Source organism: Planomicrobium sp. CPCC 101110, from assembly GCF_007859395.1.
GTDB lineage: Bacteria > Bacillota > Bacilli > Bacillales_A > Planococcaceae > Planococcus.
This window is the reverse complement of the sequence record NZ_VOHD01000003.1, coordinates 768,903-791,472: the sequence shown is the minus strand read 5'-3', so window position 1 is coordinate 791,472 and position 22,570 is coordinate 768,903. Positions and strand designations below refer to the sequence as shown.

The window sequence follows — 22,570 nt, the reverse complement described above, 5'->3', positions numbered from 1 at the left end:
TTCGCCCATCCTTCTAATGAACTATTAATCATTTTATTTTTCCTCCTTCTTTCAAGTTGTCTTGAGCGTCTCAGCGAGCACCCGCGCGCCGATATCGAGTGCGGCATGGTTGAACGCCATGTCGGAATGGTGGAGCCCGGGAGACAGATCAGCGCCGACGCCGATCATCGCGGCTTTCAATTCCGGCTTTTCGATAGTATAAAAATGAAAATCGTCCGCACCCGTCGTCTCAACAGCCGGCGCGGCATTAGCGTCCCCGATGACCGAGCGGATTGCCGCGTCCGCAATTGCGAGCGCGTCGATTGAAACTTCCGCGGCGGGCGTGTAGTCCTGCCATTCCCACTCAATCCCCACGCCGTAAAGGGTCCGGATCGATGCCAATCCTTCTTCTACGCGCTGCTGCAGTTCCTTCATCAAAGCGTTCGACTGCGACCGGAGATCAAGCGCGAATGCCGCGTTCCCCGGAATGATGTTCAAGCTGTCGCCGCCTGCCTGAATGTTCGTCAGCTTGACCGAATACGAGTCGAACGGGGAAAAGTAGATCGACTTGAGAAACTGGTGGATCGCCGCAATCACGTCGATGGCGTTTTTTCCTTGCTGCGGCCGCGCGCCGTGCGCGTCAACTCCGCTGATTTTCCCTTTCAAGAAAATGGCGGAGCCGTGGTAGATCGCCGGTGCCACTTTGCCGAACGGCATTTCCTCGATCGGCCGCAGATGGACGCCGTATAAATGCGTCACCTCTTCCGCCGCGCCCCGTTCAATCATCGCAAGCGCGCCGTTGCCTTTTTCTTCTGCCGGCTGAAAGATGAAGCGGATGCGTTTCGACAGCGCTTCATCTTTCAAGTAAAGAAGCGCCCCGAGCACCATCGCCATATTGGCATCATGCCCGCACGAGTGGTTCGCTTGGAACTTGCCGCCCACTTCTTGCCAAAGCGCATCCATATCGGCACGGACCGCAACCACTTCCTGCCCTTCCCCAATTTCGGCAATCAATCCGGTAACATCATCAAACATGCGGTATGGAACTTGGAGTCCGTCCATGATGCCCGCCAGTTTTTTTGTCGTTTCAACTTCTTGCCAGCTCACTTCCGGATGCGCATGGAAGTGGTTGAAAAACTCCTGGATTTTCTCTTTATGGTCCATCTTGCTGTTCGCTCCTGTCAAGCACTGCTGATTTTATCGTTAGTTTGTTCAATTGGGCTTTATCCACCATAACGCCGAGCCCCGGTTTGCCGGACAAGTGGACATGCGGTGGCTTGAATTCCAGGTCGCCGATTTCTTCCTTGAACAAAAGCGGCCCGGTCAGTTCCGCCGACCGGATGTTGCGCCGCGACATGACAGCATGGTAGCCGGCAGCGGATCCGATGGACGATTCCACCATCGAGCCGATCTGCGCCGCAATACCTGCCTTTTCCGCCGCTTTTGCCATCCCTACCGCGGGGAAGATTCCGCCTGCTTTCATCAGTTTGATATTGATGAGATCCGCAGCCCCAAGCCGGATGATTTCAAGTACATCTTCCATCGAGTGGACGCTTTCGTCCGCCATGACGGGGACGGAGGTTTTTTGGCGGATTTCCGCCAATCCCCGCAAGTCGCCCATGCGGATCGGCTGCTCCACCCAGGCCAGGTTCGCAGCTTGCAATTGGTTGATCGCCTGGATTGCCACACCCGCTGTTTTCCAGCCCTGATTGACATCAATGCGGATGGGCATCGCTTCACCGACCGCTTTCCTCACCGCATAAACGCGTGCAATATCCATAGCCGGCTCATCAAGACCGAGTTTCAGCTTCAAGCTGCTGAAGCCCGAATTTTTGGCAGCTGCCGCTTTTTCCGCCATGACAGCCGGCGCTTCAATGCTCAGCACTTTAGCATACTGGAGGCTTTCGTGCGCCCGTCCGCCAATCAGATTATAGACGGGCTGATTCGCCGCCTTCCCCATCAAGTCATGGCATGCAATGTCGACCGCCGCTTTTGCAGCCGGATTCCGGGCGATCGAAGCATCCATAAGGAAATGGATCGTTTCGATATCAAAGGGGTTCTGGCCCAAAACCCGGGGCAGGAGCACCTGCTTCAAGATTTCAAACGTTCCGGACACATGCTCGCCAGTCACGTGTTCATCCGGCACCGCTTCCCCGTAGCCGATAAGCCCGGTGTCGGTTTCCAATTTCAAAATGACAGCCGGCATCGCAGGGTAAGAAGCATAGGAAATGATAAAAGGTTCTTTTAACGGGAATTCCACTATGTAAAGGCAGGCTTTCACAATTCTCATCCAGCTGCTCCCTTCCCCTTTGTTTATGTATAAATTACATTGTACCTTAGATAGCCGGAGAGGTGAAGGGGCTCAATTTACTACGTTTTTCATTCGAATGAAAAGTGGTGAAACATCATTTGCCAAGCTGCACTCCGAGGAATTTAACGATTTTTCCTTGTAGTATCGCGGTTTTTATATATATTCTGTATTTTTTATCATAATGCATCGGAACTCCTACATGAAGATTTTGCTTTCTAACAGACACTTTTAAAAATTCAACGCTGTTAATAAAAAACCATTCCTTTTTTGTTAGCGGGGAGTCTGATGACACATCTGTTGCCATAAGTCGCTTCAGTAAATTTTTCTGCTCCTTCATGAAAACTTGTGCTTTCTATATGAACTTTCGGGGTTTTATAGAGGGCGAACCCGTTCCATACATGAAATTTGTAGATTTCAACATGCACTTCCAATTTTTCGCATAAGAAAAAAGCTTTCCGCTTCCGCAAAAAGCCTTCCTTCTCGAACTTATCTCCGAGTCTCATTTATTTTTCCATTCTTTTTACGTATTGCCGGTGGCGCCTTCCGCCTCTTTCCTCAAGCCCCATCCGCTTCAGCAGGCGCTTGGCGGCGTCCCGGTCAGGGAGACCCAGAAATTCTTTGCATTCCGTCGTGGTTATAGTGGATTTATGGATCATAAACCATTCTTCAAGCGCTTCAAAATGCGCTTCGCCGCTCAAAATAAAACAGCTTTTGCATTCCCAGATCCGCAAAAGGCGGTCCATCTTTTTTAGCCGGCAGCGCGGGCAAAAGACGCCATTTTCAATTTCACTTGGCAAAATATCGAATTTCGGCGCGAGCGGGAATGGATTGTAGTGGTCTTGAATGGAGAGAAGATGGTCGCCCAGCGCTGTCATTTGGCTGGCGGAAATCGAGGAGTTTGTCATTTGCAGGCGTTCCAGCTGGATAAGGACTTCATCAGCACTCCATACTTTCGCGCCAGCCGGAACACTTTCAACAATTTGAGAAGGATACGCGATGACAATTGCGCTCTGGACACGAAGCGGGCAATTCAGCTGTTTCAGCAGCTTCGTGATTTTCATTTCAGCCGTTTCCATTTGAATAATCGGGCTTTTATACCCTTTCATTTCGCCAGCCGGTGTCAGCTGATGCAATGCGCTCGGGTTTTCGGTGAACCGGAGCCGCCCGGCAATATTTTTCACTTCCAGCAGCACAAGCCAGCTCGGCGTGATCACCATCAGATCGATTTGGCATTTGCCGGGCAGCTCTACCCCTTGGAGCACCAAATACGGATACGGCGGATCGAATGATTCCAGCAATTGATCCAGGCGTTCTTCTCCCCCAAGCCCCGCTCTCGCCCCGTTCAATTTTTCCTGTATCAGCCCCCGTTTCGCGTGGTGGGCCGGCAACCTTTTCAACAGCGCTTCATACCCGGCAATTTTTGCCGGCTTGTCCCGATATTTGATGATCAAATCAACACCCCTTTTCCTATAGTAGCAAATGTGGGCAAGAAATTCCATAAATATCCAAATCCTATTTTTGAGGCTTCCATAGGGGGCAAAAGTGAGATTTGAGCCCCCTTGTATATTAAGGGAAGCTTCGAAGTATCGACCGGTCTCCAAGTTTTCTTTGGGAGGTTTTCACTTTTTGAATGGACACTTTTCATTTTTTGCGCTCCTATCATGACGAAACAAACTCCATACATAAAGCTGCGTTTCCTAATCAAAAATAGCGCCAGAAGCACGGCTTCCATCATTTTCTTCATAAAGTTTTTCCTCTCTTACATGAATTTTTCCCGTTCTTACATGAACCTTTTCCTCTCATACACGCCGTTCGAAAGTTTTTTATGATGGAGTACACTCCCAACCCGGCAAGACCCCTTCATCCCCAACAAAAAAAGCCGCATCAGCTGCGGCTTTTCACGGATATTGAGAGGATCATGTCTTCCAGCAATACCGGCATTTCTTCAAATGTGTTTTTGATATGCAGGCGCTCGGTGCGCTTATGCGCGTCTTTTCCGAACGGGCCGACATTCAGTACGGGCGCTTTCAGGAGTTTCATCGCTTCAAATGGGATGCTGTAGGAATCCCCATAGATCGGCGTGTTGTTTTCATAAACATGGAAGCTGTCGCTTTTATCGTTGTAGTTCACATAGCTTAAATCGGAAATGCCATTAAAGTAATGGACTTGTTTGATTTCCAGGCCGAATTTCTCCCTAGCGTTTCCGACCACTACATCGACGCACTTTTTGACAAGCTCGTCTTCCGATGAATTGACGGCCGGATAATACGGCGGCGCATACATGAGAACGATAGCCGGTGTCAGTTCCTGGCAGTTGATGAGCAGGATGTCCGTGATGTGCATCGATTTTTCGCGCACGTCCCACTCCGGGTGCATCATCGTTTCGTGAAGTGATTCGTTGACATATTCGACTCCGAACTTTTCGATGGCATAGCGCATCAGTTCCTCGTAACGGAGCACACGGATATCGCCGACCGGTTCCACGTTTTCGCGTTCGCACATTGCATGATAATCGCGTGTGCAATGCGCGGCCGCATCAATCGCCACTTGCTCGAAAATCTCGAATACCTCCGCAGCGCTGCGTTCCATCAGGAAGACGTTGTACATCGCCGACGTCCGGTACGGCGTCTGGGCCGAGTACTCCAGCTTGATATCACGCTGCGTAAGTGTCACCGGAAGCGGCGTCTTTTCGCCGTAGACCGTCTCGGTGAATTCCGTGTTCCACTCCATGCGATGCGTCAAATAGGTCGAAATATAGCTCGACGTAATGCCCGACAGCGGTTCGCCGACATGGGTTTCCTTGCCATAGAAAAATGCGGCCGGCATGATCTTGCCGATGCTGCCGGTATACAGATAATGCGTTTGATCGCCCGGTTTAAATGCAAAGACCGGCTCTCCGTTCAAAAATAAGATAAAGTCCAAGCCGTGCTCGCGTTCGAGATCGAGCAGTTTGGAAACTCCATAGCGCATGCCGGCGGAATTGGTTTCCTCGTCCGGCACGGTCATGAGCAGAAGATTGATCGGCCATTCTTCTGTAGACGCTTTTTCCAGGAGCGCCATATGCAGGGCAAGCCCCGCTTTCATGTCCATTGTTCCGCGCCCGAACAAATAGTCGCCAGAGTGAAGGTCTGCCTGTGCATCGGTATCCAGTTCATCGCTGACCGCTTTGAACGCTTCCGTCAGTTCGCGCGGCAAACAGCTCAATGGCTCCAAGTCCCCATATTCTTCGGTTTGCACCGTGTCGAAATGGCTCATCAAAACAATGGTATCCGTCGCTTCCGGATGCTTGTAAAGCGCCGTCACATATTGCCGCCCCCAGTTGACCTCGCCGAGAGATACGTATTCCGGATGTTCTTGGAAATACGGCAATAAATTCAGTTTATCCTGCAATTTATAAGCGAAATTGACTTCGCCTTCAGACAGCGTGATGCTGTTCCAGCTGACAAGTTCGCAGAGAAGTTCTTCTAATTTTTCAGGGGTGCCCCATAATGTTGCCACTTGCTTGCCCTCCTTTATTCCTCTAATGTTTTGATCCATTCGCTCATTCGCTCCATCGCCTTTTCAAGCGTAGGCATTGAATATGCGTAGGAAATGCGGAGGAACCCTTCGCCGAATTCAGTGAATGCTGAACCCGGTACAGCTGCGACGCCGCCTTCTTTCAGCAAACGCGTCGCAAACTCAAATGAGGTCATGCCGTATTTCGCGACCGACGGAAAAATGTAGAATGCCCCTCTTGGCTTGACGACATCCAGCCCCATTTCAGCCAGCTTGCCGTAGACAAAATCGCGCCGCTCCTTATATGCCCGGTTCATTTCCTCCGGTGCATCGCGGTTGTTTTTCAGCGCTTCGATCGCTGCGTGCTGGCTCGGCAGCGAAGCGCAGACAGAATTGTACATATGGACTTTTAAGATTTGCGACATGTATTGCTCCGGCCCGAGCAAGAAGCCCATGCGCCATCCCGTCATTGAATGGGACTTCGACAAGCCCTGCACAAGAAAGGTCCGGTCTTTGATTTCATTGTAACCCGCAAACGATTCGTGTTTGCTTTCAAATGAATTCTCGCTGTAGATTTCATCGGACACGATGAAAATATCGTGCTGCTTCAATTCCTCCACAAGCGGCGCCATTTGTTCTTTCGTGATCGTGACACCGGTCGGATTGGATGGAAAGTTCAACAGGATCGCTTTTGTTTTATTCGTGATCAAAGTTCTTAGCCGCTCAGCTGTCGGCACAAGGCCGGTATCGGATGTATTGAGAAGAACAGCTTTCCCGCCGTTCAAGCCGACGAGCGGAACGTAGCCGGTATAGCAAGGCGCGGGAATGATCACTTCGTCGCCCGGCTCCAGAATTGTGCGGAACACCGAATCGAGCGCTTCACTGGCGCCGTTTGTTACGATGATTTCCGTTTGCGGTTCGTATGTAAGCCCGTAGCGGTCGCTGAAGAACGCCGCAACTTCCTGGCGCAATTCAATCAATCCCGCGTTATGGGAATACCCTGTCAAATTCGCCGCGATGGCGTCCATACCCGCTTTTTTCACTTTCTCGGGCGTCGGAAAATCCGGCTGTCCGATCGTCAAATTGATAGCATCGGGGTAATCGGCCAGCTGGTTGAAAAATTGGCGGATCCCCGAAACAGCGAGCCCCTCGGCCCGTGGATTTAGTGTCAATGGCATAAATGGTCCCCGTTTCATATTGTGACTTTCTTCTATTATATTCATATTTTTTTCAAAAGGAACAATTGCGGGTTATTTTAATAAAAAACGGCTCATGTGCTGAGCCGTTTTTTGCGTTTTCTTATGATGTCATCCGCCGCCCCCGAACCGAAGATAACACCAATGACGATCAGGATAAGGCCAAAAAGATGGCGCGTTGTGATTTCTTCGCCGAGGATGACGCTGGCGCCGACAAGTGAGAAAAAGGTATTGAAGTTCATGAAGATCGCAGCTTTTGTAGGGCCGGCCTGGCCGATCGAATAATTGTAAAGCATGTGGCCGACTGCCGTCCCAAGCATCGCCGAAAAACAGAACGCCAGCCAGAAATTCGGCGGAACCTCAGCGAATGCCCGTATTTCGCCAGGTTCCTGAATAAGGGAAATGATGAACAAAACCACCGAGCCGATGACGAACATATATCCAGTCAACAAGCGCGGATCGAGCGTGTGCGCCATCTTGGCAATGATCAAATAACTGAACACTTGCGACAAGATTGACAGGAAAACAAAAACATCCCCTATATTCATGCCGTTTGCTCCCCCGTTGCCGACGAGCACTGTCGCGGACACCCCGATCATGCCGACCACCACGCCAAACCATTGCAGTTTCGATGGGTAGTTGCGCATGATGAGCGACACCAATACCGCTGTCAGCATTGGCCCCGTTCCAAGCACAAGCCCAGCATTTGTCCCGCTGGTCAGTGCCAAGCCGCTTGACAAGAAATAATGGTGCCCCACCACATTAAGCAGTGAGGCAAGAAAAATGTACTTCCATTCGTTCTTTTCCGGCCAGCGCAGAAGCTTGAAAACCGCAAGCAAAGTGAACACCGAAATGCCCGCCGTCAAGATGCGGAAAGACGTCAAAGTCACCGGGTCCACAAACCGGACCATATATTTTACCGAGGGCAAATTAAACCCCCACATGAGCATAACAAATGTTAAAATCCCGTATACTTTCCACTGATTCAAAGCAGCTTTCCTTCTTTCGGGTTTCGAATTAGCTTCTTATTTTACTCTTATAAAGCGGAAAAGTAAACGGAGGCTTTGGGTGGAAACTGTGTGGATAAAAGAAGAAAGTCTGGTTAGTTCAGCTGGGATAGAACGGGTTCGTGAATATAGCAGGCCGGGAGGTTGCTTCTAGGGGAATCCATATAGAAAAGTGGATGGTTCATGTTGAAAGCCGGTTCCGTCATGATTGGAGCCCAAAAGTTCATGTTGCAGCCCAACGAATGCATGTAAAAGCCCCGAAACTTCATGAAGCAAATTTCCCCAGCGGCTCCCCAAACAAAAAACCCGAAAAGCCGCAGCTTTCCGGGAGTTGCTTTTTTATTGTCTTGCGAGCAAGTATTCGACGTATTTGCGCCAATTCGTGGATTTGGCCAATTCGTAATTTGGCTGTTCGCTCAGGAACGGCACAAAAACTTTTGGAGCGTTTTGGAAGTTCCGCAAGGTTTTTTCATTGGCGACGATTGTGCCGGGAGCGATCCCTTCTGCCAAAACAGCTTTTCCGTTGACGTCAAAGCTGACAGTGACGGGAATGGTTGCCGCGCGGCCATCGGTTTGCAGCTGCAGGACCGAACCTGCATCTTCTGCCCGGTCAAAAAGCCAAGGCTCAGGAAGCGCCACCGCATCCGCCGCTTCATTCACAACAATCTCAGCGTTGGCCGTTGCACCGTAAGGAATAGGGCCTTCAACCGGTGAATCGGCCGCGAGCTGGACTTCATAAATGGCTATCGGATTTTTCTGGTCGACCGGATCGAGGGCATTATAAGCCTCGAGCCATCTGGAATCTGTCGCAGGCAATGCCGAAACGCTCAGCACGGTTCCCGATACCGCTTGGTCCATTCCTTTTACATGAACCATGGCGCGGTCCTGGGCTTCGACATCCTGCCATTCATCTTCCAAAACATAAGTTATAAACACCTTATCGTTCGAGTAGATTTCAATGCTCATCGGTTCGGAATCGCGATTGATGGAAGCAACGACACCTTCCTCCGGACTGATCAATGCCGGATTTGCCAGGCTTTGGTTGAGCTGCGCTTCCACAACAGCCAATTGGGATCCGATTGCGGCAATCCGCCGTTCGGCTTCCGCGATGGCCGCCGCGTATGGACCGTCTTGCGGTACATCAACGTTCACGTTCACATCGGTGGTGTTGCCGTTGGCGTCTGTAATGGAATCGTTGAATGTCCCCGAATCCGTTCCTCCTATCGGCCGTTCGAGCACCAGATTGCTCAGCGAAAGCTCAACTTCCGCCAATTCGGCTTGGAGCGCATCCCGTTCAGCTTCCCAGATTGCGCGCTGTTCTTCGGTCCGCGATTCGTTCAAAGAAGCAAGTTCAGTTCCCCCTTGGACTGCGTCCCCTTCCTTGACCAGCCATTGATCGATCGCTTCGCTTTCCTGCACATAGATTTGTGTGGATCTGCTTGGTGCTGTCACCGCTTCTTTCGGAAGATTTTCCGTGTATGCAGCGGCGTATGTCCGCTCGGTTTCGCCGATATAGACGGTTTTCGGAAGGACGCTTTTCTCGCCGAACAGCAGAAGGAAGTTTGCTGTGATAAAGGCTGTTACGGCAATGGATAAACCGATAAAAAAGAATCTGTTCAAAGGATATTGCCTCCTTCCGTAAATCCTCTCAGCATATCCGCAAGCGGCAGCAAGCTAAACGATGCCACTAGAAGGGCCGCCAAAATATGGAGCGCAATCAGGATGGATAAAATCCCTTTCGGCGAAAAGCCGGTAAAGCTCCGGACATAGCGGTATTGGAACGCGATGATGAGCGCCGTGAAAATGGTCAGCTGGTTGAAGAAATAGGTTAGAAAGTGATTGACGTACTCATTCGGGAATTCGACGAACGTAGCGGCCATCGGCCCGAAAGAAAACATCGACAATGTGGTTGTATAGCCTAAAACCACGAATACCAGGAAAACCAGTGCCTTCTCGACGATCAAAACGGCTGCCACATAGCTCTGCATGACGATTGCCGCACGCCACGGCATTTTGGTCAATCTGCTGAACAAAAAAGCCGTCACATACAGATGAAACGCCAAGTAGATGCCCGCCCAAAGCAATGTGCCCGCAAGAGATGTCCAGCGTGCAAGTGTGTATTCATCCCATAAGCCGGCTGCAAAAAGCGGCGTCAGCGAAGCCGTATTCATTCCCCAGATTTCGCGCAGTGCAAAAACCAGCACTCCCAGAAGCAAAATCCAGGCAAGCCGGCGATTAAAGTTCCGCATCTGTGTATTCTGCAGATGATGTATCAATTCTTCCTGTCGGCCAAAGTAACGCCAGAATTTAAAGTCAAATATCATACTATGTAGTCCTTTCAGTGCTATCGGATGTCCTGCTTTCCTTTACTTTACCAAAAAAGAGGAACCAATGAAACGCAGGGGCAGGCCCATTCGCCATTATTTTCGCTTTTGAGCCAAAAGGCACATCCAAAGCCGAACAGCTTCCCAATTCAAGCGAGCAACGGGACAATTTAAGGATAAGCCCCTTTATGGAAGTTCCCGTCAAAAACTTCTTTTTCTTTGATAAGCGTTCAGTAAATCATGCAGAAAAGCCCAGACTGCATGCAAAAAAAAGTCAACACTTCATGAAGCAGATCCTCCCACTCTTCCACGCCGGCTTTCAGCATAAAAAAAACACCCGCTAGATAGCTAGCGGATGTTTGAATTATGCTTCGACTATTTTGTATTTCTTATGGGAAATCACGGTCATATTGGATGCCGCGCCAATTTCTTTTGCGTCTTCCGGAGATATCTCGACGATTACCGAGTTATCCATGATTTTGAAGATGGTGCCGTTAACTTCGACGCCATTTCGAGTGAAAGAGATCCATTCACCAATTCTTCGTGCTGCAACAAATTCTGATACTTCTTTTTCATGTGGTTGAAATGCCATTGTTAATCAACGCCTCTCTTTTATGAACCATATCAGTTTATTATAACACGATTTTGACTGAATTTCACTATAAAACTTTCGCAACTCCACCCTATCCTCTTCTTTTATTGATATAGATGGCACGCCACAAAATGGCCGGGCTCCTGCTCTTGCCAGACCGGCACTTTTTCGGCGCAGACCGCCATGGCGTTCGGGCAGCGGGTGCGGAATACGCAGCCGCTCGGCGGATTGATCGGGCTCGGCAGCTCGCCTTGCAAGATGATCCGTTCACGCGCTTCTTCAATATCCGGATCCGGAATCGGGATGGCAGACAACAACGCAGCCGTGTATGGATGAAGCGGGTTTTCATACAGCCGGCCGGATGTTGTCAGTTCGACCATATGGCCGAGATACATCACCGCAATGCGGTCGGATATGTATTTCACCATGCTGAGGTCGTGGGCGATGAACAAATAGGTCAGCCCTTTTTCCTTTTGCAGCTTTTGCAAAAGTTTCACGACCTGCGCTTGCACCGACACGTCAAGCGCGGAAATCGGTTCGTCCGCGATGATGAAATCCGGATCGAGCGACAAGGCGCGTGCGATGCCGATGCGCTGGCGCTGGCCGCCGGAAAACTCATGCGGATATCGGTTCGCATGGTCGCGGTTCAAGCCCACATCTTCAAGCAATTGATGGACACGCGCCTGCAAGTCCTTTTTGTTTTTATAAAGGCCGTGCACCTGCATCGGTTCGGCGATGATTTCAAAAACCGTCGAACGGGGATTGAGCGAGGCGTACGGATCCTGGAAAATCATCTGCATGTTGCGAAGATATGAAAACCGTTCTTTTTCGGACATTTGGTGGATATCGACGCCTTCGTATTCGACCGTGCCATCCGTGCTCCCGTATAAACCCATGATTGTCCGTCCGGCGGTCGATTTACCGCAGCCCGATTCACCGACCAAGCCGAACGTTTCGCCACGCCTGATGTCGAACGAAATGCCGTCGACCGCTTTTAGCGTCGCGTCTTTCCCCAGATCAAAATGCCGCTTCAAGCCTTTTACGGATAATAGAGTTTCGTTCGTCATCCTCATTCCTCCTGTGCAAACCGGCGGACTGCACACAGCTCCCGCTCGTGTTTCGTGCCTGCCAGTTCGATGATTTCAATGGCTTTGCCAGGGGTCGGCGAATGAATCATCATGCCATTGCCAAAATAAATGCCGACATGATGGGGCTCCCATCCGCCTTCTTCATTGGAAAAGAACAAAAGGTCGCCGATGCGCCATGAATCCTGCGCGTCTTTTTCAACTTCCTGGCCGTCGCGCGACTGGTCGCCTGCGTCGCGGGAAATGATGACGCCGTTCGCTTTCAACATGTTATAGCTGAACCCGGAACAGTCATAGCCATAGCTCGACATGCCGCCCCAGAAATATTGCAGGCCTAAAAATTCCATCCCAAGCCGGGCAATATCCCTTCCGCTGCCCGTAGCCACTTGATCGTAATCCGCCGCAAGTTCCACATCATCTTGCAATATCAGCGCGTCGCCGTCCGGCGTGTGCACTCGGATATAGCCACCTGCTTCCTTGGCCGGCAGCATCGCATTGAATGGCACGGCCAACAGCGGTTTTCGGTCGAGCGTCCATAATTGCGCTTTGTTTGCGGTAACCCGCGCATAGCCCAGTTCGTTTATCGCTTCAATTTCCGCAAGCTGCGCTATCGGTATCCATCCGGGATAACCGCGTTCGTCTTTGTCCGACGGCTGCCAAATTGCTACGATTCTGGCCCAATCGCCCTCAACTCCGTCAACTATCACCGGTTCGCCGTAAAGCAGCTGCGTCTGGATGCGTTTGCTTTTCGTCAAGTCATGGTTCTCCTCTTCATTCATCGACTCGAGCCAGTTGTTGATCTTGACGGTTTCCCCAGTGCCATGCGCATCAATTCCGCGGGCTTTTTCAGGTGAAGTCCAAACTGTGCCCACTGGTACCCGGCAAACCCAAATTGCCGATTCTCTTTGCATCATTTATTGATCCCCTCCCATTAGCCGCTGCAAAAATTGTTTGCTGTCTATGCCAAGGCCCGGCTTTTCGGAAAAACGGATTTTATTGCCGGAATACTGGATGCCTCCTGGCAGGATGTCCTTTTTCAACATCAGCGGCGGATCGAAATCAAAGCGCGTGATATTCGGCTGGCTGGCAGCAAAATGGGCTGCGGCCGAAACGCCAAGCTTTGTTTCAATCATGCTGCCGGTCATGCACTTGACGCCATAGGCTTCCGCAAGCGCGTTGATTTTCAGCGCCTGGTGGATGCCGCCCGCCTTCATCAATTTGATATTGATCAAATCAGCCGCGCGCAACTGCAGCACCCGGATCGCATCCTGTGGAGAAAAAATGCTTTCGTCCGCCATGATTGGCGTCATTGTATGGTCTGTGACGTATTTCAAGCCATCAATGTCTTTCGCCGGAACCGGCTGTTCGACCAATTCAACCCCAAGGCCGGCGTCTTCCATCCGCCTGATGGCGCGGACCGCCGCTTTCGGCTCCCAGCCTTGGTTGGCATCGAGCCGGAGCAAAACATCCGGACCGACTATTTGACGGATAGCGCGAATCCGATTGACGTCCTGTTCAATCGTGTCGATGCCGACTTTGATCTTCAGGACATCAAAACCGTCCTGTACGTATGCGGCAGCGTCTTCAGCCATTTCTTCCGGCGAATTGACCGATACGGTAAAGTCGGTTTCGATTTCATGGCGGTAGCCGCCTAAAAAATCGACGAGCGGCAAGCCCGCCTGCTGGGCTGCCAAATCATAAAGCGCCATATCGACCGCCGCTTTGGCACTTGAATTGCCGATGATCGCTTTGTCCAGTTTTTCAAACAAAATTTCACGGCGGCGGATATCATGTCCAATCAATTGAGCCGCAATCAAACCTATTGCGGACTCGATGCTTTCGAGCGAATCGCCTGTAATAACATGGGTAGGCGGCGCTTCGCCGAATCCGCTATGCCCATCTTCCGTTAAGATGTGGACGATGACCGATTCAGCTTGTGTAACGGTGCGAAGCGCCGTCTTGAACGGCTTTGTCAACGGCACCGCTGTCCGGTACGCCGTAATCGCCTGGATTTTCGGCACCTTACTCCACCCCCGGCAAAATCGTCAAGGTTTTCGCATCTCCATCCAGCCGCGCTTTGACGCCAAGCGGCACCGAGAAATGCGGTTCGCAATGGCCAATACGGAATCCTTTCACGACAGGCACTTTCAAACTGCTGAAATAATCATCGAATACTTGATCGAGCGTCAACGATTTTTCCGGTTTTTTCGGTTCAGGATTCTTGAAATCGCCGATGACAATGCCGGCCACTTCATCCAGCTTCCGCGCCATGCGCAAATGGTTGAGCATTTCATCGACGCGATATGGCTCTTCGTCAATATCTTCAATCAGCAGAATCTTTCCTTTAACATCGATTTCAAATTTTGTGCCGATGCCAGACCGCAAAAGCGACAGATTTCCCCCGACCAATTCACCTTCCGCAATGCCTCCGCAAATCGCTGTCAAAGGGGAGATTTCTTCGCTGTAATGGAGTTCGAACGGACCGAACAACTGGCCGAACATACGGGCGCTCCGTTCATGGAATTCATCTTTTCCGACATCCGATGCCAGCATCGGGCCATGGAATGTTACAAGATCCGAATATTGGCCGATGGCGGTATGCAAAAATGTGATATCTGAGTAGCCCCAGAAAACTTTCGGGTTTTCTTTGATCATTCCGAAATCGATGCGGTCGGTATACCGGGCCGCCCCGTAGCCGCCGCCCGCGCAGATGATGCCCGCAATTTCCGGATCTTCGAACATAGCATGAAGGTCCGACAGCCGTGCGTCGTCATCCCCCGCCAAATAGCCGCGCTTTGCTTCCACCGACTTGCCCATCTTCACTTTCAATCCAAGCTCTTCCAGAAACGGCAACGCTTTCTTTAAATTCTCTAAATTCGGCGGGCTTGAAGGCGCAATCACACCCACTGTATCCCCTTTTTCCAATCGTTTCGGCAAAGTTCTCAAAAAAATCCACTCCTCATCTTTTCCATTCTTCATTCAATCAACCAGTTTGGCGGATTCAATCAAAAAAGGAACTATAAAAACGGCAGCGCCTTTGGAGGCGCTACAGTTAAAAAATGCGCGGCGCTTGGCCGCGCATCGGTTTAGTGCTTTAGTTCCGCAAAATCATACCCTTGCTTACTCTTTATCCGCGTTCTTCAAATCCAAATAACCAACCGGATGGCGCAATACTCCGCTCACGCCTTCTTTTTGAAGCTGGACCTGGTTATAGAAATGAATCGGGAAGATCGGCATTTCGTCCATCAGGAGTTTTTCAGCTTCGATCAGCTTTTCCCAGCGTGCTTGGGAATCTGTTTCTGTTTTCGCATCCGCAATCAGCTTGTCGAATTCCGGATTTGACCATTGCGTACGGTTCATTGATGAACCTGTGATAAAGCTTTCCAGTGCGTTGACCGGATCTGCGTAATCATGCAGGAACGAGCTGCGCGACAATTGGTATTTGAACGCCGATTGCTCTTCAGCAAAAACAGCACTTTCCACGTTCTGCAATTTCACATCAACGCCCAATGTCTGTTTGAACTGGTCTTGAAGCGTTTCAGCAATGATCTGGTGCGTATCGCTTGTCGAGTACGTAAGTGTGACTTCCGGAAGTGTGTCCCAGCCTTCTTCCTGCATCCCTTCCTCAAGCAATTGCTTCGCTTTTTCTGCGTCAAACTTCACCAAATCGCCAGCCGCATCACGGAAATCCTTGCCATCCGGCCCTTCAAATCCGTATGAAGTGAATCCGTATGCCGGTTTCTCGCCATTTTTCGTTACATATTGCACGATGTCTTCCTGGTTGACCGCAAAAGCGAATGCTTGGCGGACTTTTTTGTTGGTGAACGGTTCTTCTTTTACATTATAACGGTAGAAATATGTTCCCGCTTGGTCTAATACGGAAATTTCCGGCGACTCCATCAAGTCTTCCGACAATTCAGCCGGCACGCTGGAAACATCCAGATCGCCCGCTTGGTACATCTGGTATTCAGTATTTGTATCATTCACCATCGCCCAATGGACGCCATCCAGTTTCACATTTTCAGTATCCCAATATTCTTCGTTCTTTTCAAAAACGAATTCTTCATCATGGCTCCAAGAAGCCAATTTGAACGGCCCGTTTCCAACAAACGATTCCGCTTCCGTATGCCATTCCGGATTTTCGGCTGCCGTCGCTTCATGGATCGGGAAGAAGTTCGGATTGGTGATGATATTCAGGAAAGCTTCTGTCGGAGCTGTCAGCGTAACGACCAATGTCTTATCATCTTCCGCCACCACTTTCACATCTTCCGCAGAGCCTTCCCCTGTGTTGTAAGCCTCCGCGCCTTCAATAAAGTAGCCGAGGAAAGCTGCGGGCGAAGCTGTTTCAGGATTTAGCATATGGCGCCACGCGAAAACGAAATCACTCGCTTTTACCGTCTCGCCATTTGACCAGTTGGCGTCTTCACGAATTTTAAATGTGTAGGTTTTTCCATCTTCCGAGATATCAATGGACTCAGCAGTCGCTTCTACAGGCTGTGAACTTTCATCCAAGCGTGTCAAACCTTCCATCAAATTGTTCAAGGCGTTCCAGGAAACGGCGTCAAAACCGATCGACGGATCAAATGATGTCGGTTCCTGCGCATTGTTCAATTGGAGAATTTTTTCTCCGCCTGTTTCTGCAGTTGTCCCTTCTTCCCCTTCTGCAGGCTCTTCCCCCGCGTTTTCGCTTGCAGTACAAGCCGCAAGAACGAAAGCCGCCATTGCCATCAAAAATAAAACCAGCCACTTCTTCATTCATTTTCCCCCTTTGTTTCGTATGTGTTTATGTGAATGCGCAAGTGCGCCTCCAGCCAAAATCAATGTGCGAACGCCCCATCCTGGATCAATTTTTTCGCCCGCTCATCCTGCAGCCAGCAATCGACTTTCTGTGTCGCCGATAAATGGGTCGGCTCCGGATAAACGCGTGCGCACACTTCCATCGCAAATGGGCAGCGCGGTGCAAACGGACAGCCTGCCGGCGGCGAGAACAAATCCGGCGGCGTGCCATCGATCGGCACCAATTCCTCTTCCTTCAAGTCCAACCGCGGCACTGAGTTCAACAAGCCTCTTGTGTACGGATGATTGGCCGTATAGAAGATTTCGCGCTTCGTGCCGGTTTCAACAACCTTTCCGGCATACATGACGGCGATGCGGTCCGCGATTTTCGCCACCACCCCGAGGTCGTGCGTGATCAAAATAATCGAAACGCCTGTCTTCGCCTGTATTTCTTCAAACAAATCCAAAATCTGCGCTTGAATCGTCACATCGAGTGCCGTCGTCGGTTCGTCGGCTATCAGCAGTTCCGGTTCGCAGATCAACGCAATCGCAATGACGATGCGCTGCCGCATGCCGCCTGAGAATTGGTGTGGATATTGCTTCAAGCGCTCTTCCGGGTTAGGGATGCCGACCAGATCGAGCATCTCGACGGCGCGCTTTTTGGCTTCCGCGCCGCTCAAATTTTTATGCTGCTTCACCCCTTCGGTCAATTGCTCCCCGATTGTCAACGTCGGGTTCAATGCGGTCATCGGATCCTGGAAAATCATCGAAATGTCGACCCCTTGGATTTTCCGCATTTCCTTTTTCGATAGTTTTGTTAAATCTTTCGATTTGAAACGCACGCCTTTTGACGTGATTTTGCCCGGCGGCTGCTGGATCAGTCCCATGATGGCATTGGACGTCACCGATTTTCCGCAGCCTGATTCGCCGACAATCGCCAGCGTCTCCCCTTTGAACAAATCGAATGTCACACCGCGCACTGCCTGGACCGTTCCGCCATATGTACGGAAAGTCACATGAAGGTCCTGGACTTCCAAAATCTTCTCGTCCGTCACCGTCCGTTTCCGCTTTGGCTTCGCGATTTTGCCCCGCTTCGCATCGTGCGCGAACGGATCGGATTCCGCTCCGTCCTCCAAACGGGTGCGCGTAAGTTCATCTGCTAATGGTCTGGTCATATCATCACCCCCTCATTTTCGGATCGAGCGCATCTTGCAGCCCGTCGCCCAACACGTTAAATGCGAACATCGTCAGCGAAATGAACAGTGCAGGGAAAAACAACCTCCACCAGTCGCCCGATATAATGACCGGCAATGCGTCATTCGCCATTACGCCCCAGCTTGCAAAAGGGGCTTGGATTCCCAGCCCCAAAAAGCTTAAGAATGCTTCCGCGAAAATCGCACTTGGCACGGTCAACGTCATTTGAACGATAATCGGGCCCATGGCATTGGGGATCAGATTTTTCCGGATAATCCGTCCTGTTTTCGCCCCAAATGATTTGGAGGCAGTGACAAATTCGTAATTTTTCACTTGCAGCACTTGGCCCCGGACTATACGAGCCATGCCGACCCAGCCCGTAATTGTCAATGCGATAATGATCGTCATCAAACTTGGCCCCATCACCACGAGCAGCAGAATCACGACAAGCAAATACGGCAATCCGTAAAGCACTTCCACGATGCGCATCATGACCGCATCTGTCCGGCCGCCTTTATAGCCCGCGATGCCGCCGTATAAAATGCCGATAAAAAAGTCGATCAGGGCCGCCATCAAGCCAACAAACAAACTGATGCGGGCTCCGTACCACGTACGGGTGAAGACGTCGCGCCCGGATTCATCGGTACCGAACCAATGCGTGCTGCTCGGCGGCTGATTTTGATTCGGCAAATCCTGGATGGTCACCGAATGAGGCGAAAAGATCGGTCCGAATATCGCCATGAGCGCCAAGAACCCCAAGAAAATCAATCCGCCCATCGCCAATTTGTTTTGCTTCAGGCGGCGCCAGGCATCTTTCCAGTAGGACAAGGATGGCCTGACGACGGTTTCTTTCTCATCCCCATCTTTCGCGAGTGGATGGAACCAATCATCCCGGATTTGGGTCATCACACGTCACCTTCTTTCTTATGAAGCTTTATGCGCGGATCTAAAATTCCATAGACGATGTCGACAAGAAACAGCATGAAGATGAGGAAAGCACTGTAAAATACGGTCGTTCCCATGATCACTGGATAATCACGGTTGTTGATCGAATCGACAAAATACTTGCCCATCCCTGGAATTGCAAAGATTTTTTCAATAACAAATGTTCCGGTCAGGATCCCGGCGAGCAGTGTGCCCATGATTGTCACAACAGGCATCATCGCATTGCGGAGCGCGTGGCGAAAAACGATCCGGACCGGTTTGATCCCTTTGGCGCGCGCCATCTTTATGTAGTCCTGGGTCAGCACTTCCAGCATGCTTGAACGGGTTAGACGCGCTATGATCGCCATGGGGCCGGTCGCAAGTGCAAGCACCGGAAGCACCATGTGCATCGGGCTTTTCCAAGTGGCTGGAGGGAAAATATTCCATGTAACGGCAAGCTGCTGGATCAACAGTGTCGCCATAACAAAGTTTGGAATGGAAATTCCGATAACCGCAAACGCCATTGCACCGTAATCGAGCAGTTTGTTATGGCGCAGCGCCGCCAAAATCCCGAGCAGCACCCCGGAAAGGACCGCAATGATTATGGTAATGATCCCAAGCTCGAACGAAATCGGAAATCCGCGTTCAAGCAATTCATTGACCGTGCGGTTCGGGTCTTTGATCGATGGCCCGAAATCGAAAGTGGCAAGCGACTTCATATAGTCGAAATACTGCACGTAAAGCGGCTGGTCCAGTTTATAGAACTTTTCCAGGTTTGCTTGGATCGCCTCATTTGTCGTCCGTTCCGTTTCCAAAGGGGACCCCGGAACTGCATGCATCAAAAAGAACGTCAACGTGGCAATGATGAATATGGTCATCAGCATCATCAAGAAACGTTTTATAATATATCTGCCCATCTTCTCATTCCCCTTTCAGCAAAACTTCGCTTGCATCGCAAGTTCCGTCATGACCAGCATTGCCCGGTAAGCCTCCAATATGTCTTTTGCCTGATAGCGGACAACGGTCGTTCCAGTTTCGATTTCGCATCCCGGCATCATCGCAGCAAGTTCCGCTTCTCCGTAGTTTGTAAATTCGATTCGGAGCAGCGGGGCATCTGGAGGCACCAGCGGCTTGACGCGCTCACGATTGCCGATTGCCTCCTGGGTTTTTTCCCGAAGCAGCGCTTGGGCTTTTTTCGGATGCAGGGTTTTAACGGCGGAGCGCGTCAAGGATTCCTTGACAGCTGCCGTTACAATATCAGGTATGAGCGCTTCCGCTTCCTTGCAGGCGGCATCGTCTCCTGCCACCAATAAAACCGGCACACCATGGAACCCTGCTACATAAGCGTTGAATCCCAGTTCGCCGATTTCCATCCCGTTGATCCACATCGTCCGCACTGCAAAAATCATCGAATGCGCCATGACCCCTTTTTGTCCGGCACGAGCATGATAGCCGCCAAAGAAAGCACCATCATATGTCCCGTCCAAGCCTTCCACCATCGAATAATTTTTAACGCCGCCGGTTATAAGGAGCGCTTCTTCATGCAACTCTTCCGCTATCAAGTTGTTCATCTTCGAATGGCTGTCGTTTACAAGAAACTCCTCTGCTCCTTCATCGAATGCGCCTGAAATAATAGCATTGGCGTCTCCAGTCATTAACCGCCTGCCCCGCTCGTAATTCGCTTCTTTCGATTCCACATATGTATAATCCGGTAATGCCGTTACCCCTTCCATATCCATCGATAAATAAAATTTCATTTGCTTTTCCCCTTAAACCAATATAATTTCCCAAAAATTTGTAAAGAGCTTATTGATAATGTAACAATATTGTAAGAATATTTCAATATAATTCTATTTTCTTGCAGTTTAAAATTTCACATACCCTAAAATTGGCTATTAATTTTATTATATTTAGAATTATTAGTCATTTTGATTCATGTTATTTTCTCACTTTCTTTTATAATAAAAAACAAGTTACAAAAAGCGGCCTGATTGTAGCTTGCCCTATAAGATCTTCTATGTCGGGAATACACATCATGAAGGGATGGATGACGATGAATTTTGATAAAGTGCTTGAAATGGAATGGGAAGATCTTGTTTTGGGAGTGGCCGGTTCAACAGCTTTGATGCTGGTCCTTAATTTTTTCATACTAATGTAGAGGTGACTTATGTTTAACTCAACTTCATAAAAGCCCTTTTCCAAAATCATGGAAAAGGGCTTTTGACTGTTTTTGAGCATATAAAAACGCCTGCTCCCTTTGTAATCGGGCAGACGTTTATCCATAGGCTCCATTCACTTTACAAACCTCCAGTGTTTTGGCGTTCCAACAAGTCATGAAACATTGCTTCATCCCGGATCGACAAAGCATAGTCAATCATTCTCTCAAAATTCTCATGCTCCAAAAACTCGATGGCATCCATTGCTTCTGTTTTTATTTGGTCGTTCACTTCCGTTACGCCCGACTTTTCTTCCTGCAAGATTGCTTGAAGATGCGTGTGGATATCGGATACCAACAACAATTGATAAAGCGGCAAACGGATAAAGCGATTGCCTTTTTGGAACACAAACACTTCCGACAGGTTTTCCACTTGGAATGTGTTCAAGTTCACAACAATCTCTTTTCCTTCAACTGGGATAAAATGAAACAGCTCATCATCTTTCAATATCGAGAAGTATTGATAGGCAAAAACGAATTTCACCAGATGGCCTTCTCTTTTTGTGTAGAACGGTTTCAGCAACTTTATCTGCAGCATGTCTTTTCCCCCTTTCCCAGTTATTTGAATATTCTTACTATGATAACTATACCACATTTCCCTTAGTTTTAACATAAAAAAAGCACAATGATTATCTCATTATGCTTCTCTTTTGACAGCCTAAATATTTAGGGGAAACCACAAAATGCATTTGGTCTTTACGGATACGGATAAACATATTATCCAGCATTTCCAATAGGAATTCCCCAAACTCGCCCTGGTCGACTACCCCTTGGAAAAAGACAATCCGCTTGTTTTGGAAATCTATCTCAGCCGCTTTCAACCGGCCATAAAAAACAAGCAATTGCTGCAATGTTCCGCTCTTCTCCGAAGAAGAAGCTTGCCAGGCAATTTTCTCATACCGCTTTGATGCTTGAAGCAAAAAAACTTCCCAGCGCCGCACATCTTCATAATCCAATACATAATCCAAATCGGGAATTTCCAAAACATATGAACTTCTCAAAGACATTCTCCTGTTCCGTCATGATATAGGTATTTTTAACTTCATTATATCCATTTATATTACAAATAATAAAACAATTCAACCACTAAATGATTTATTTCCATCTAAAAAATCCTGATAAATAGCTCTATGCTGCAGGAAGAGTTCCACTTGATGCTTTAAAGGCTTATCGCTCCCATGCAAACTTCCATTTTCTCTCTGCATCATGGACTGAAAGCGGCAAACGCCATACTATCGCCGACCGGTTGCCTGAAATCCAAGAAGCCTGCAATTTGCAGGGCGGCCAGTCCGGGGAAAAGATTGGAGCTTGGATTTACTGATTCCCGCTTGCAGGCGCACTTCTTCAAGTGCCATCCTTCTTAATGCTGCACGTGAACCGGAGCAGCTGATAACCGAAAATCAAAAGAAAGACGATGATTAACTTTTCTTCAACGTTTACGGAGCCACCTCAAAGCCGTATAATAGAAGGAA

At 49.6% G+C, this 22,570-nt stretch carries 21 protein-coding genes; all 21 read right to left on the bottom strand.

What is annotated here, in order from left to right:
- Positions 1-51 precede the first annotated feature (51 nt).
- The 21 genes from FQV30_RS04020 to FQV30_RS03915 all read right to left on the bottom strand — a co-directional run bounded on the left by FQV30_RS04020 (position 52) and on the right by FQV30_RS03915 (position 22,099).
- Positions 52-1,143 (bottom strand): amidohydrolase, encoded by a 1,092-nt coding sequence (locus FQV30_RS04020; protein WP_146498842.1) that lies wholly within the window; start codon positions 1,141-1,143, stop codon positions 52-54.
- Positions 1,133-2,269: a mandelate racemase/muconate lactonizing enzyme family protein gene (locus FQV30_RS04015; RefSeq protein WP_146498841.1), complete on the bottom strand. Its 1,137-nt coding sequence runs from the start codon at positions 2,267-2,269 to the stop codon at positions 1,133-1,135. Before FQV30_RS04015 ends, FQV30_RS04020 begins: the two co-directional genes overlap by 11 nt.
- A gap of 524 nt (positions 2,270-2,793) precedes the next feature.
- A complete protein-coding gene (locus FQV30_RS04005) occupies positions 2,794-3,741 on the bottom strand; it encodes a nuclease-related domain-containing protein (protein WP_146498839.1) in 948 nt (315 codons plus the stop codon).
- Complete coding sequence (locus FQV30_RS04000) at positions 3,738-4,034, bottom strand: hypothetical protein (RefSeq protein ID WP_146498838.1); 297 nt, start codon at positions 4,032-4,034, stop codon at positions 3,738-3,740. Before FQV30_RS04000 ends, FQV30_RS04005 begins: the two co-directional genes overlap by 4 nt.
- 140 nt (positions 4,035-4,174) lie before the next feature.
- Entirely contained in the window at positions 4,175-5,788 is a 1,614-nt protein-coding gene (locus FQV30_RS03995; RefSeq protein WP_146498837.1) for a M20/M25/M40 family metallo-hydrolase, read from the bottom strand.
- Positions 5,789-5,802: 14 nt separating this feature from the next.
- Positions 5,803-6,963 (bottom strand): aminotransferase class I/II-fold pyridoxal phosphate-dependent enzyme, encoded by a 1,161-nt coding sequence (locus FQV30_RS03990; RefSeq protein WP_146498836.1) that lies wholly within the window; start codon positions 6,961-6,963, stop codon positions 5,803-5,805.
- Between the two features lie 92 nt (positions 6,964-7,055).
- Complete coding sequence (locus FQV30_RS03985) at positions 7,056-7,970, bottom strand: DMT family transporter (RefSeq protein WP_146498835.1); 915 nt, start codon at positions 7,968-7,970, stop codon at positions 7,056-7,058.
- A gap of 357 nt (positions 7,971-8,327) precedes the next feature.
- Positions 8,328-9,608, bottom strand: coding sequence for an efflux RND transporter periplasmic adaptor subunit (locus FQV30_RS03980; protein ID WP_146498834.1), 1,281 nt, complete (start codon positions 9,606-9,608; stop codon positions 8,328-8,330).
- Positions 9,605-10,312, bottom strand: coding sequence for a hypothetical protein (locus FQV30_RS03975; protein ID WP_255473298.1), 708 nt, complete (start codon positions 10,310-10,312; stop codon positions 9,605-9,607). The genes FQV30_RS03980 and FQV30_RS03975 overlap by 4 nt, the downstream gene beginning before the upstream one ends.
- Positions 10,313-10,676: 364 nt before the next feature.
- A complete protein-coding gene (locus FQV30_RS03970) occupies positions 10,677-10,904 on the bottom strand; it encodes a DUF2187 family protein (protein WP_106532869.1) in 228 nt (75 codons plus the stop codon).
- A gap of 104 nt (positions 10,905-11,008) precedes the next feature.
- Positions 11,009-11,971 (bottom strand): ABC transporter ATP-binding protein, encoded by a 963-nt coding sequence (locus tag FQV30_RS03965; RefSeq protein ID WP_146498833.1) that lies wholly within the window; start codon positions 11,969-11,971, stop codon positions 11,009-11,011.
- Positions 11,972-11,973: 2 nt separating this feature from the next.
- Positions 11,974-12,903 carry a C40 family peptidase gene (locus tag FQV30_RS03960; RefSeq protein ID WP_146498832.1) on the bottom strand — a complete coding sequence of 310 codons (930 nt, stop codon included), beginning with the start codon at positions 12,901-12,903 and terminating at the stop codon, positions 11,974-11,976.
- Positions 12,904-14,010 carry a dipeptide epimerase gene (locus FQV30_RS03955; protein WP_146498831.1) on the bottom strand — a complete coding sequence of 369 codons (1,107 nt, stop codon included), beginning with the start codon at positions 14,008-14,010 and terminating at the stop codon, positions 12,904-12,906.
- Position 14,011: 1 nt separating this feature from the next.
- Positions 14,012-14,935, bottom strand: coding sequence for a S66 peptidase family protein (locus FQV30_RS03950; protein ID WP_146499560.1), 924 nt, complete (start codon positions 14,933-14,935; stop codon positions 14,012-14,014).
- 174 nt (positions 14,936-15,109) lie between these two features.
- A complete protein-coding gene (locus FQV30_RS03945; RefSeq protein ID WP_146498830.1) occupies positions 15,110-16,744 on the bottom strand; it encodes a peptide ABC transporter substrate-binding protein in 1,635 nt (544 codons plus the stop codon).
- A 62-nt stretch (positions 16,745-16,806) separates the two neighbouring features.
- Positions 16,807-17,940 (bottom strand): ABC transporter ATP-binding protein, encoded by a 1,134-nt coding sequence (locus tag FQV30_RS03940; protein WP_146498829.1) that lies wholly within the window; start codon positions 17,938-17,940, stop codon positions 16,807-16,809.
- Between the two features lie 4 nt (positions 17,941-17,944).
- Positions 17,945-18,865: an ABC transporter permease gene (locus FQV30_RS03935; RefSeq protein ID WP_146498828.1), complete on the bottom strand. Its 921-nt coding sequence runs from the start codon at positions 18,863-18,865 to the stop codon at positions 17,945-17,947.
- Positions 18,865-19,800, bottom strand: a complete 936-nt coding sequence (locus tag FQV30_RS03930) for an ABC transporter permease (protein ID WP_146498827.1) — start codon at positions 19,798-19,800, stop codon at positions 18,865-18,867. The genes FQV30_RS03935 and FQV30_RS03930 overlap by 1 nt, the downstream gene beginning before the upstream one ends.
- A gap of 15 nt (positions 19,801-19,815) precedes the next feature.
- Positions 19,816-20,640, bottom strand: a complete 825-nt coding sequence (locus tag FQV30_RS03925) for a M55 family metallopeptidase (RefSeq protein WP_146498826.1) — start codon at positions 20,638-20,640, stop codon at positions 19,816-19,818.
- 540 nt (positions 20,641-21,180) lie between these two features.
- The gene (locus tag FQV30_RS03920) at positions 21,181-21,636 is read right to left on the bottom strand and encodes a transcriptional regulator (protein WP_146498825.1); all 456 of its coding nucleotides are present in this window, start codon (positions 21,634-21,636) and stop codon (positions 21,181-21,183) included.
- A 91-nt stretch (positions 21,637-21,727) separates the two neighbouring features.
- The gene (locus FQV30_RS03915; RefSeq protein WP_146498824.1) at positions 21,728-22,099 is read right to left on the bottom strand and encodes a hypothetical protein; all 372 of its coding nucleotides are present in this window, start codon (positions 22,097-22,099) and stop codon (positions 21,728-21,730) included.
- Between the last annotated feature and the right edge of the window lie 471 nt (positions 22,100-22,570).